8 protein-coding genes and 2 tRNA genes are annotated in these 12,518 nt (G+C 70.9%); all 10 read right to left on the reverse strand.

From position 1 onward, the window contains the following. Positions 1-221: 221 nt before the first annotated feature. Positions 222-295, reverse strand: a tRNA-Ile gene (locus CRP52_RS15390). A gap of 85 nt (positions 296-380) precedes the next feature. Continuing rightward, positions 381-457 (reverse strand) — tRNA-Ile (locus tag CRP52_RS15395). 16 nt (positions 458-473) lie between these two features. Next, on the reverse strand, positions 474-1,868 hold the full coding sequence (locus tag CRP52_RS15400) for an SAM-dependent methyltransferase (RefSeq protein ID WP_097236924.1): 1,395 nt from the start codon (positions 1,866-1,868) through the stop codon (positions 474-476). A 259-nt stretch (positions 1,869-2,127) separates the two neighbouring features. Then, positions 2,128-2,865 (reverse strand): DUF3566 domain-containing protein, encoded by a 738-nt coding sequence (locus CRP52_RS15405; RefSeq protein WP_257032503.1) that lies wholly within the window; start codon positions 2,863-2,865, stop codon positions 2,128-2,130. Positions 2,866-3,015: 150 nt separating this feature from the next. Beyond that, positions 3,016-5,553, reverse strand: coding sequence for a DNA gyrase subunit A (gene gyrA, locus CRP52_RS15410; RefSeq protein WP_097240108.1), 2,538 nt, complete (start codon positions 5,551-5,553; stop codon positions 3,016-3,018). Positions 5,554-5,684: 131 nt separating this feature from the next. Further along, on the reverse strand, positions 5,685-7,700 hold the full coding sequence (gene gyrB, locus CRP52_RS15415; RefSeq protein WP_097236925.1) for a DNA topoisomerase (ATP-hydrolyzing) subunit B: 2,016 nt from the start codon (positions 7,698-7,700) through the stop codon (positions 5,685-5,687). A 257-nt stretch (positions 7,701-7,957) separates the two neighbouring features. Continuing rightward, positions 7,958-8,497, reverse strand: coding sequence for a DUF721 domain-containing protein (locus CRP52_RS15420; protein WP_097236926.1), 540 nt, complete (start codon positions 8,495-8,497; stop codon positions 7,958-7,960). A gap of 118 nt (positions 8,498-8,615) precedes the next feature. Beyond that, positions 8,616-9,749, reverse strand: a complete 1,134-nt coding sequence (gene recF / locus CRP52_RS15425; RefSeq protein WP_097236927.1) for a DNA replication/repair protein RecF — start codon at positions 9,747-9,749, stop codon at positions 8,616-8,618. A gap of 39 nt (positions 9,750-9,788) precedes the next feature. Beyond that, positions 9,789-10,664: a phosphogluconate dehydrogenase (NAD(+)-dependent, decarboxylating) gene (gnd, locus tag CRP52_RS15430; protein ID WP_097236928.1), complete on the reverse strand. Its 876-nt coding sequence runs from the start codon at positions 10,662-10,664 to the stop codon at positions 9,789-9,791. Between the two features lie 185 nt (positions 10,665-10,849). Continuing rightward, on the reverse strand, positions 10,850-11,980 hold the full coding sequence (dnaN, locus tag CRP52_RS15435; protein WP_097236929.1) for a DNA polymerase III subunit beta: 1,131 nt from the start codon (positions 11,978-11,980) through the stop codon (positions 10,850-10,852). Positions 11,981-12,518 lie beyond the last annotated feature (538 nt).

Genomic DNA, 12,518 nt, shown 5'->3' on the forward strand with positions numbered 1-12,518 from the left:
CTTGCGGCCGATGATACACACCGGTATCCCAATCGTGACCAGCCACCGGTGCGGCCAACCCGGCGGTCCGGGCCGAGGATTGACGCCGCACCTCCTGCCGGATGGTCCGCCCGCACACGACCGGCCCCGGGAAACCCCCGCTGGGCCCCTCCTCCGGACCCGTCCGGCACCGGGAAACGTCGAAGGCCCCGGAGTGGATCACTCCGGGGCCTTCGGGGAGGTGGGCCTAACAGGACTTGAACCTGTGGCCTCTTCCTTATCAGGGAAGCGCTCTAACCGTCTGAGCTATAGGCCCTCGCCGAACAGAGAGCGTACCGGAATCCTGCCGATCCGCGAAAACGTCGAAGGCCCCGGAGTGGATCACTCCGGGGCCTTCGCGGTGGTGGGCCTAACAGGACTTGAACCTGTGGCCTCTTCCTTATCAGGGAAGCGCTCTAACCGTCTGAGCTATAGGCCCTTGCCGCACTGAAAGATTAGCGGACCGACGGCCGATCTCCCAAATCCGCGTCGGCCGGGGCGGCGGCAACGACCCCGGTGACCGGCTGCGGCGTGCCGGTGGCGGGGCGCAGCAGCCACTCCGCCCGGGTCGGCGGGAGGCCCGCCGCGCCCTGCTCGGTGCTGCGCACGGCGAGGACCTGGTTGACCCCGATCCGGTTCTGCTCGAAGGCCAGCGCGGAGGCGGCCATGTACAGCCGCCAGACCCTGGCCCGGCCGCGGCCGACCAGCCGGACCGCCTCCGTCCAGTGCGCCTCCAGGTTGGCCACCCACTCGCGCAGGGTCAGCCCGTAGTGCTCCCGCAGCGACTCGACGTCACGGACCTCGAAGCCGGCCTCCTCCAGCCGCGCCACGGTGGAACCGACCGGGGAGAGCTCGCCGTCGGGGAAGACGTAGCGGTCGATGAAGGGGCTGGTGCGGTGCGGCTCTCCGGGGTGGTCGGGGCGGCGGGCGATCTGGTGGTTGAGCAGCCGGCCGCCGGGCACCAGCAGCCGGTACAGGCCCTCGGCGTAGATCCGGTACTGCTCGGAACCGACGTGTTCGGCCATCCCGACGCTGGAGATCGCGTCGAACGGCCCGTCGGTGATCTCCCGGTAGTCCTGGAGCCGGACCTCGACCCGGTCGGCCAGGCCGGCCTCCTCCAGGCGGGCGCGGGCCAGCGCGACCTGCTCCGTGGAGATGGAGACGCCGACGGCGGTGACGCCGTAGTGCTCGGCCGCGTGCAGCAGCAGCGACCCCCAGCCGCAGCCGACGTCCAGCAGCCGCATTCCGGGCTGCAGGCCGAGCTTGCGGCAGATCAGGTCGAGCTTGGCCTCCTGGGCGGCCTCCAGGCTCTTCGCCTCCGGCGTCCAGTAGGCGCAGGAGTAGACCATCGAGGAGCCGAGCACGAGGCCGTAGAAGTCGTTCCCGACGTCGTAGTGGTGGCTGATCGCCGCGCGGTCCCGGCCGCGGCTGTGCAGTCGCCCCTTGGCCGGGCGGACCTCTTCCCGGGGCGGGGTCGGCTCGGGGCCGATCGCCCCGGCCCGCAGGGCGGCCGCGACGGCCCGGCGGCCCGGTGCGCCGAGGACGTCGCGCGGCCCGAGGTGCAGCGTGCGGATCTCCGGGAGCTCGGCGAACCGGCCGACCACCGAGAGCACCTCGTAGAGGTCGGTCCCGGGGGCGATCTCCAGGTCCCCCGCGACGTAGGCCCGGGCCAGGCCGAGCTCGCCCGGCTGCCAGAGCAGGCGGCGCAGTGCCCGGCGGTTGCGCAGGACCACGGTGGGCGCGCCCGGCGGCCCCGCGATGCTGCCGTCCCAGGCCTGCACCCGCAGCGGTACCGGGATCCCCAGCAGCCCGTCCAGGGCCTCGACCAGTTGACCTGCGAGCTTCGCCACCGCGCGCCTCCGTCCAGTCGTCCTGCCGAACTCACCTGACCCGGTCGTGCGGACCGGGGGCGGCCTGTGGCACTCCCAGGCGCGGAACGGGCGGCACCCAGCAAATCCCACGGCGGCCGGCCCGCTTCCGGACGGCACGCCGCGGGGTGCCGGCTGTCACCCGAAATGCCGACGGGCCCCACCGGCTGCAACAGCCTGCGGGGCCCGCGCATTCCGCCCGCGGAGGGCGAACTGAGGGAAGGTCAGGATCCGGCCGGGATCAGTCCTCCTCGGCCAGGGTCAGCTCGACCCCGCCGGTGAAGCCGGCCGCCGCGTTGTAGATGAACGCGGACAGGGTGGACAGCGCGGTCAGCAGCACGACGTCGACCACGGAGATCAGCGTGCTGAAGGTCATGACCTTGCCGAAGCCGATGTAGTCCATCAGGTTGACGCCGCCGGCGCTGTCCGAGCCGGTGACGTCCTTGAGGGTCTTGGTCAGCGAGTCGAAGACGCCGAGGGAGTCCAGCGTCATCCACAGCACCGCGGAGGCCACGATGAGGATGATGCCGACGGCCAGCGACAGCAGGAAGCTGACCTTCATCACGGACCACGGGTCGATCTTGGTCACCCGCAGCCGGGCCTTGCGGGTCCGGCCGAGGCCGGGGCCCGCGGGTGCGGCCGCGGGCGCGGCGGGGCGGCGCGGCGCCCCGGGCACCGGGGTGCCGCCCGGCGGGGTGTTGCCGGAGGTCCGGGTGCCCCGGGCCGGGGTCGGCTGCCCCTTCGCGTACGTGGTCGGCTGCGAGAAGCCGCCCGAGCCGGACGCCGGGGCGCCCGGCGGCGGGGGCGTCTGGCCGCCGTAGGTCGCGCCGCTCTGGCCCGCGCCGCCGACCGACGGCATCAGCGAGGTGGACGCGGCCGAGTGCTCGGTCGGCGGCTGCGGCACGCCGTAGGAACCCCCGCCCTGCGCGCCCGGACGGCCGCCGGAGGTGCCTCCCGCAGCACCCGTGGCTCCACTCACCTGGTCCTCCCGCACTTCCCACCAGGACGGCGGCGCCGCCCTGCTTCGTCACTCGTCATCCAGCGCCCGGCGGGATTGCCCGGAACTGGTCGGCGTCCGGCTCCGCCGCGCCCACTCTGTGGACGCGGCGGAGACCGTCTGCGGTTCGGATCAGGCCTCGGCGTCTCCGCCGACCACCGTCTCCGTTCCTTCGGCCGTCTCGGTGGACTCGGTGCCCGCGACCTCGTCCTCCGCCGTCTCGTCGTCCTCGGCCTCCGCGTTGCGGGCCATGCCCACGACCGCGTCGCGCTTTCCGAGGTTGATCAGTTGGACGCCCATCGTGTCACGTCCGGTTTCACGAACCTCGGAAACCCTGGTGCGGATCACCCCACCCGAGAGGGTGATTGCCATGATTTCGTCGGTTTCGTCGACCACGAGCGCGCCGACGAGCGAGCCGCGGCCCTCGACGATCTTCGCCGCCTTGGTGCCGTAGCCGCCGCGTCCCTGGACACGGTACTCGTCCACACCCGTGCGCTTGGCGTAGCCGCCGTCCGTGGCGGTGAAGACGTACGTCCCCGGGCGGACGACGTTCATCGACAGCAGCTCGTCGTCCTCGCGGAAGGCCATGCCCTTGACGCCGGAGGTGGCGCGGCCGGTGGGCCGCAGGGCGTCGTCGGTCGCGGTGAAGCGGATCGACTGGGCCTTCTTCGAGACCAGCAGCAGGTCGTCCTCGGCGGAGACCAGCTCGGCGCCGATCAGCTCGTCGTCCCGGCCCGCCTCGTCCTGGCGCAGGTTGATCGCGATCAGGCCGCCGGAGCGCGGGGAGTCGTAGTCCTTGAGGGCGGACTTCTTCACCAGGCCGGCCCGGGTGGCGAGGACCAGGTACGGCTTGTCCTCGTAAGTGCGGACGGCCATCACCTGGGTGATGTGCTCCTCCGGCTGGAAGGCCAGCAGGTTGGCCACGTGCTGGCCGCGGGCGTCGCGGCCGGCGTCCGGCAGCTCGTAGCCCTTGGCACGGTAGACCCGGCCCTTGTTGGTGAAGAACAGGATCCAGTTGTGGGTGGTCGTCACGAAGAAGTGGTCGACGATGTCGTCCTGCTTCAGCTGGGCACCGCGGACGCCCTTGCCGCCGCGCTTCTGCGAGCGGTAGAGGTCGGAGCGGGTCCGCTTGACGTAGCCGCCGCGGGTGATCGTGACGACGATGTCCTCCTCGGCGATGAGGTCCTCGATGGAGAGGTCGCCGTCGGAGGGGATGAGGGTGGAGCGCCGCTCGTCGCCGTACTTCTCGACGATCGCGGCGAGCTCCTCGGAGATGATCTCCCGCTGGCGGGTCGGCGAGGCCAGGATCGCGTTGTACTCGTCGATCTTGCGCTGCAGCTCGTCGTGCTCGTCGGTGATCCGCTGGCGCTCCAGGGCGGCCAGCCGGCGCAGCTGCATCTCCAGGATCGCGTTGGCCTGGAGCTCGTCGATGTCGAGCAGGCCCATCAGGCCGGTGCGGGCGGCGTCGGCGCTGGCCGAGGCCCGGATCAGCGCGATGACCTCGTCGATCAGGTCCAGGGCCTTGAGCAGCGCGCGCAGGATGTGGGCGCGCTCCTCGGCCTTGCGCAGCCGGAAGCGGGTGCGCCGGACGATGACCTCGACCTGGTGGTTGACCCAGTGCCGGATGAAGGCGTCGAGCGACAGCGTGCGCGGCACGCCGTCGACCAGGGCCAGCATGTTGGCGCCGAAGTTGGTCTGCAGCTCGGTGTGCTTGTACAGGTTGTTGAGCACGACCTTGGCGACGGCGTCGCGCTTGAGCACGACCACCAGGCGCTGGCCGGTGCGGGACGAGGACTCGTCCCGGACGTCGGCGATGCCGGCGATCTTGCCGTCCTTGACCAGGTCGGCGATCTTCAGCGCGAGGTTGTCCGGGTTGACCTGGTACGGCAGCTCGGTGATCACCAGGCACTGACGGCCCTGGATCTCCTCGACCTCGACCACGGCCCGCATGGTGACCGAGCCGCGGCCGGTGCGGTAGTAGTCGTCGATCCCGCGGCGGCCGACGATCAGCGCGCCGGTGGGGAAGTCGGGGCCCTTGATCCGCTCGATCAGGGCCTCAAGCAGCTCCTCGGCGGAGGCCTCCGGGTTCTCCAGGTACCAGAGCGCGCCGGAGGCGACCTCGCGCAGGTTGTGCGGCGGGATGTTGGTGGCCATGCCGACCGCGATGCCGGTGGCACCGTTGACCAGCAGGTTGGGGATGCGCGCGGGCAGGACGGTGGGCTCCTGGGAGCGGCCGTCGTAGTTGGCGGCGAAGTCGACGGTCTCCTCGTCGATGTCGCGCATCATCTCCATGGCCAGCGGCATCATCTTGCACTCGGTGTAGCGCATGGCCGCGGCCGGGTCGTTGCCCGGGGAGCCGAAGTTGCCGTTGCCGTCCACCAGCGGCATCCGCATCGACCACGGCTGGGCCAGGCGGACCACGGTGTCGTAGATCGAGGTGTCACCGTGCGGGTGGTAGTTGCCCATGACGTCGCCGACGACGCGGGCGCACTTGTAGTAGCCCTTCTCGGGCCGGTACCCGCCGTCGTACATCGCGTAGAGCACGCGGCGGTGCACCGGCTTGAGGCCGTCGCGGACCTCGGGCAGCGCGCGGCTGACGATCACGCTCATCGCGTAGTCGAGGTACGAGCGCTGCATTTCGGTCTCGAGCTCGACGGGCTCGATCCGCATGGTCACCTGGGCGGTGGCCTCGGCGGCCTCGGGAGTCTCGGGCTGTTCGCCGTCGGGACGGTTGTCGTCGACCACTGGTGGTCAGTTTCCTTTCACGCGGACTGGTACGTGCGGGGCCTGGGCTGCAGGCGTCACACGTCCAGGAAGCGGACGTCCTTGGCGTTGCGCTGGATGAAGGAGCGACGGGCCTCGACGTCCTCGCCCATCAGCACGGAGAACAGCTCGTCGGCGCGGGCGGCGTCCTCCAGGGTGACCTGGAGCAGCAGGCGGTGCTCGGCGTCCATGGTGGTGACCCGGAGCTCCTCGGCGTTCATCTCGCCGAGACCCTTGAACCGCTGGATCGCGTCGTCCTTGGGCAGCCGGCGGCCGGCCTCGACGCCGGCCGCGATCAGCGCGTCGCGCTCGCGGTCGGAGTAGGCGTACTCGAAGTCGTCCTTGCCCCATTTGATCTTGTACAGCGGCGGCATGGCGAGGTAGACGTACCCGGACTCGACCAGCGGCCGCATGAAGCGGAACAGCAGGGTGAGCAACAGGGTGCGGATGTGCTGACCGTCGACGTCGGCGTCGGCCATCAGGACGATCTTGTGGTACCGCAGCTTGGACTCGTCGTAGTCCTCCTGGATGCCGCAGCCGAAGGCCGAGATCAACGCCTGGACCTCGGTGTTCTGCAGCACCTTGTCGATCCGGGCCTTCTCGACGTTCAGGATCTTGCCGCGGATCGGCAGGATGGCCTGGGTGCGCGGGTCGCGGCCCTGCTTGGCCGAGCCACCGGCGGAGTCACCCTCGACGATGAAGATCTCGCACTCGGACGGGTCCTTGGACTGGCAGTCGGAGAGCTTGCCCGGCAGCGAGGCGGACTCCAGCAGGCCCTTGCGGCGGGTCAGGTCGCGGGCCTTGCGGGCGGCGACGCGCGCGGTGGCGGCCTGGATGGACTTGCGGATGATGTCCGAGGCTTCGTTGGGGTTGCGGTCCAGCCAGTCGTTGAGGTGCTCGTGGACGACCTTCTGGACGAAGGTCTTGGCCTCGGTGTTGCCGAGCTTGTCCTTGGTCTGGCCCTCGAACTGCGGCTCGCCGAGCTTGACCGAGATGATCGCGGTCAGACCCTCGCGGATGTCCTCGCCGGAGAGGTTGTCGTCCTTCTCGCGGAGCAGCTTCTTGTCCCGCGCGTAGCGGTTGACCAGGCCGGTCAGCGCGGCGCGGAAACCCTCCTCGTGGGTACCGCCGCCGTGGGTGTGGATGGTGTTGGCGAAGCTGTAGACCCCCTCGGTGTAGGAGGAGTTCCACTGCATCGCGATCTCCACCGAGATCGACTTGTCCTTGTCCTCCGCCTCGAAGTCGATGACCGAGGGGTGGATCACCTCGCCCTTGCGGGAGTTGAGGTGGGCGACGAAGTCGGCGATGCCGCCGTCGTACTTGTACGTGACGGTGAGCGGCTTGCCCTCCTCGTCCACGTGCTCGGGGCGCTCGTCGGTCAGCGAGATCGACAGGCCCTTGTTGAGGAAGGCCATCTCCTGGAAGCGCCGGGAGAGCGTCTCGAAGGAGTAGACGGTCGTCTCGAAGATGTCCGGGTCGGCCCAGAAGGTGACGGTGGTGCCGGTGCGCTCGGTCGGCTCGCCCTTGACCAGGGGGGCGGTCGGGGCACCCAGCTTGTAGTCCTGGGTCCAGATGTGGCCGTCCTTGTGGATCTCCACGGACAGTCTGGTGGACAGCGCGTTCACCACGGAGACGCCGACGCCGTGCAGACCGCCGGAGACGGCGTAGCCGCCGCCGCCGAACTTGCCGCCGGCGTGCAGGACGGTGAGCACGACCTCGACGGCCGGCTTGTCCTGGCCGGGGACGATGTCCACCGGGATGCCGCGGCCGTTGTCGACGACGCGGATCGCGCCGTCGGTCATGATCGTCACGTCGATGGTGTCGGCGTACCCGGCCATCGCCTCGTCGACGGAGTTGTCCACGACCTCCTGCACCAGGTGGTGCAGGCCGCGCTCGCCCGTGGAACCGATGTACATGCCGGGGCGCTTGCGGACGGCGTCGAGGCCTTCCAGCACCTGGATGTTGCTACCGGTGTAGGAAGCCTGGTCGGACTGGTCTGGGGTCTGGCTGGGGTTGCCGGAATCGGCCACGAAGCGCCCTCTCTGGCACAGCACGGGCCGCATTCCCGCCCCGTACGGGCGAGCGTGCGACCACGGCGTTACGACTCGGTTGCCACTAGCAACAGTGTTTGGCTTTCAGTCTACCGGTACGACTGACAGAGATGGGCGTTTGGCAGCCCTTGAAGGCAGATATGCCGCCCTGAATCCCCTCTGCACATGTCCCGATACTCGCCCGGGGCCCCGGGAGCGCCTGGGAGGGCTGCCAGGGGTTCCGGAAGATCGCCATCCGATCCGCGCCGGGCCGGCGGCCGTCACCCCCAGGTGTCGCCCGGCCCCTTGCTCCCCGGCGCACGCAGCCGGCCGTAGCCGCGGGCGGGCGCGGCCGGGCCCAGCACCTTGATGGTCTTGACCGTCCCGTGGCCCAGCTCGTGGTTCAGACGGGCCACCAACTGGCGTGCCAGCCAGCGGAGTTGCGTGGCCCACGCGGTGGAGTCGCACTGCACGGTGAGCACTGCGGCGGCCTCGTCGTAGGAAGAGGGGTGGCAGTGCGCGGCGATGTCCGGGCCGACGATCTGCGGCCAGCGGCCCATCACCCCGCCGACTGCGGCCGAGGACTCCCAGCCGCGCTCGGTCAGCAGCCGGTTCAGCGCGGTGCCCAGCGGGACCGGGTCGCGGCCGTCCGAGCGGGCGCCGCTGCGCAGGCCGTGCCGCTTCGCCTCGCGCTTCTGCTGGACCTGTTCGCCGCGCTGCTTCGCCTGGGCGCGGGCCGCGCGCAGTGCGGAGCGGGCGAGGTCGGCGCCGGTCGGCTCGGGGGCGCCGGACCGGGGAGAGGTCTCCGCCGGCTCGCTCACGGCGATCTCCTTTCCCCAGCCTGTGGACAACGCTGAGCGATCCAGCGTACGGGAGCGCACGCACGACGGGCCGCCGGGTGCGCCCGGCGGCGGAACGGTGGGGGTACGGGGGTGCGGTTCAGCCGTCGATCCGGCTGACGTCGCCGTCGCAGACCGCGAACCGGGCGCCGGCCAGCGCCTTCGGCACGTCCTCGGCGACCGCCGCGGTCACCAGTACCTGCTCGCCGTCGGCCACCAGCTCGGCCAGCCGGTCCCGGCGGGCGGCGTCCAGCTCGGCGAACACGTCGTCCAGGATCAGCACCGGCTCGCCGCCGTCGGCGCGCAGCAGCTCGTACGAGGCCAGCCGCAGCGCGAGCGCGAACGACCAGGACTCGCCGTGGCTGGCGTAGCCCTTGGCGGGCAGCGGGCCGAGCTTGAGCACCAGCTCGTCGCGGTGCGGGCCGACCAGCGTGATCCCGCGGTCGACCTCCTGCTTGCGGACCGACTGCAGCGCCGTCAGCAGCTGCTCCTCGGCCTGCTCACGGCTGGTCGGCAGCTCGCCCTCGAAGGAGCTGCGGTACTCCAGCGCGGTCTCCCCGCCACCGGGGGCCAGCTGCCCGTACGCGGCCGTCACCAGCGGCTGCAGGGCGGCCACCAGTTGGATCCGGAAGGCCGTCAACTCGGCGCCGGCCCGGGCCAGATGGCCGTCCCAGACCTCCAGGGTGGACAGGTCGGCGCCCTTGCCGCCGCCGGCCCGGCGGGCCATCGCGGCGGTCTTCAGCAGGGCGTTGCGCTGCTTGAGCACCCGCTCGTAGTCCTGCCGCACGCCGGCCAGCCGGGGTGCGCGGGCGGTCAGCAGCTCGTCCAGGAAGCGCCGCCGCTCGCCCGGGTCGCCCTTGACCAGGCTGAGGTCCTCGGGGGCGAACAGCACGGTGCGCAGCAGGCCCAGGACGTCGCGCGGGCGGACGTTGTCGGAGCGGTTGATCCGGGCCCGGTTGGCCTTGCCCGGGGTGAGCTCCAGCTCGACCAGGGTGGAGCGGCCGCGGTCCACCACCGAGGTGCGGATCACCGCCCGCTCGGCGCCCAGCCGGATCAGCGGGGCGTCGGTGGCGACCCGGTGGCTGCCCAGGGTGGCGACGTAGCCGATCGCCTCGACCAGGTTGGTCTTGCCCTGGCCGTTGGGCCCGACGAAGGCCGTCACGCCCGGGTCGAGGGGAACCTCGGCCCGGGCGTACGACCGGAAGTCGGCGAGCGACAGATGCGCGACATGCATGGCTGTGGACTGCGCCCGCCTTCTGTGGAGAACCTGCGGTTACTTGGACTCGACCGCGTGGCCGCCGAACTGGTTGCGCAGCGCGGCGATCATCTTCATCTGCGGCGAGTCGTCCTGCCGGGAGGCGAAGCGGGCGAACAGCGAGGCGGTGATCGCCGGCAGCGGCACGGCGTGGTCGATCGCGGCCTCGACGGTCCAGCGGCCCTCGCCGGAGTCGGCGGCCCAGCCGCGCAGCTTGGCCAGGTGCTCGTCCTCGTCCAGGGCGCGGACGGCCAGGTCCAGCAGCCAGGAGCGGATGACCGTGCCCTCCTGCCAGCTGCGGAAGACCTCGCGCACGTCGGTGACCTCGGGGGCGGCCTCCAGCAGCTCCCAGCCCTCGGCGAAGGCCTGCATCATCGCGTACTCGATGCCGTTGTGGACCATCTTGGCGAAGTGGCCGGCGCCCACCGCGCCCGCGTGCACCGAGCCGAACTCGCCCTCGGGCTTGAGCGCGTCGAAGACCGGCTGGACGCGGGCGACGTGCTCGGCGTCGCCGCCGTACATCAAGGCGTAGCCGTTCTCCAGGCCCCAGACGCCGCCGGAGACGCCGCAGTCCACGAAGCCGATGCCCTTGGCGGCCAGCGCCTCGGCGTGCTTGATGTCGTCGGTCCAGCGGGAGTTGCCGCCGTCGACGACCACGTCGCCGGGGGAGAGCAGCTCGGCGAGCTCGTCGACGGTCGCCTGGGTGGCGGCGCCGGCCGGGACCATCACCCAGACCACGCGCGGGCCCTGCAGCTTGGTGACGAGTTCCTGCAGGCTCTCGACGTCGGAGATGTCCGGGTTGCGGTCGTAGCCGATGACGGTGTGGCCGGCGCGGCGGATCCGCTCGCGCATGTTGCCGCCCATCTTGCCGAGACCGATGAGGCCGAGCTCCATGACCAAGTCCTTACCTGTGGTGACGTGCCTGCCGGCGGCGCCGTTGCCGCACTCCCCGAGCCTACGCGGTGAAGCGGGGCGGGCCGGCTGCGGTCGGGCCGACCGGGGGAGACGTCCACAGGCTGTGCACAGCGGGTGTGCACAGCCTGTGGACGGTCACGCGCGGGTGTCCGCGCGGGGGCGGCTCAGCCGGAGAGGCGCACCGGCATGATCAGGTACTGGTAGGCCTCGTCCGCCTCGGTGTCCACCGCCGCCTTGCCGCTGAGCAGCGCGGGCTTGGTCGGGGTGGTGAAGCTCAGCTGGGCGTAGGCGGAGTCGATGGCCTTGAGGCCCTCCTCCAGGTAGCCCGGGTTGAAGGCGATCGAGATGGCGTCGCCCTCCAGGGAGGCGTCGATCCGCTCGGTGGCCTGGGCGTCGTCGCCGGAGCCGGCCTCCAGCGTCAGCACGCCCTCCTCGAAGTTCAGCCGGACCGGGGTGTTGCGCTCGGCGACCAGCGAGACGCGCTTGAGCGCCTCCAGGAAGGGCTGGGTCTGGATCGCCGCGATGGCGTTGAACTCCGTCGGGAACAGGCTGCGGAACTTGGGGAACTCGCCCTCCAGCAGCCGGGTGGTGGTGCGGCGGCCGGCGCCCTCGAAGCCGATCAGGCCCTCGCCCGCACCGCCCGAGGAGAGCGCGATGGAGACGTTGTCGCCGCTGCCCAGGGACTTGGCGATGTCCTGCAGCGTCTTGGCCGGGACCAGGGCGACCGCGGAGATGTCCGACTGCTCGGGCTTCCACAGCAGCTCGCGGACGGCGAAGCGGTAGCGGTCGGTGGCGGCCAGGGTGATCCGGTCGCCCTCGATCTCGACCCGGACACCGGTGAGCACCGGGAGGGTGTCGTCGCGGCCGGCAGCGACCGCGGCCTGGCTGACGGCGGCGGCGAAGACGTCGCCCGGGACGGTGCCGGTGGCGGTCGGCATCTGGGGCAGGGACGGGTACTCGTCCACCGGGAGGGTGGGGAGGGTGAACCGGGAGCTGCCGCAGACCACGCTGACCCGCTGGCCGTCGGTGGAGATCTCCACAGGCCTGTTGGGGAGGTTGCGGGAGATGTCGTTCAGCAGCCGGCCGGAGACCAGCACGGTGCCGGCCTCCTCGACGTCCGCCTCCAGCTCGACCCGGGCCGAGACCTCGTAGTCGAAGCCGGACAGCGCCAGGCTGCCCTCCTGTGCCGTCAGCAGCAGGCCGGCCAGCACCGGCACCGGCGGCCGTGCCGGGAGGCTGCGGGCAGCCCAGGCCACCGCCTCCGCGAGGACGTCACGCTCCACCCGGAACTTCACCGGTAACCGCCTCCTGGATCGAGCGCTCCCGCTCGCACTCTGGTTCGTCTGATCTTGATCGTCGGTTCGGCTGTCCGCCGAGCTCTGCCACTCCGCTTCCAGTCGCCAGGGACAGTCTGACGTACTCCGCCGACAGACGGGGCAGACGGGCGGAAGCAACCCGAACAGATGTCGGGGCACGGTTGTCCACAGATTCGGCGCCCACCTGCTTTGAAAGCAAGTCCACGGTCTAAATGTGTAGTGGTAGTAGTAGGGGCTGTGGAAACCGTGGATAACCCCGTTTCCGCAGGTCAGACCCCGAATTTTGTCCACAGTGGGTGTGGACGGCGGCTGTGGACGGACAGGCCCCGCTGTGGACAGCCGAGCGTTACCCACAGGCCACGCTGGGTATCCACAGGTTATCCCCAGCCCTGTCCCCAGATCCGGGCCGGGTTATCCACGGGGGCCGGTCAACTTTTCGTGACGGCTTTCACACCAGGGCATGAACAGCAGCTCACGGTTGTCGAACTGTGGACGCTGCTGTGGACAACCTGGGGAT

The sequence above is a fragment of the Streptomyces sp. 1331.2 genome, assembly GCF_900199205.1.
GTDB lineage: Bacteria > Actinomycetota > Actinomycetes > Streptomycetales > Streptomycetaceae > Kitasatospora.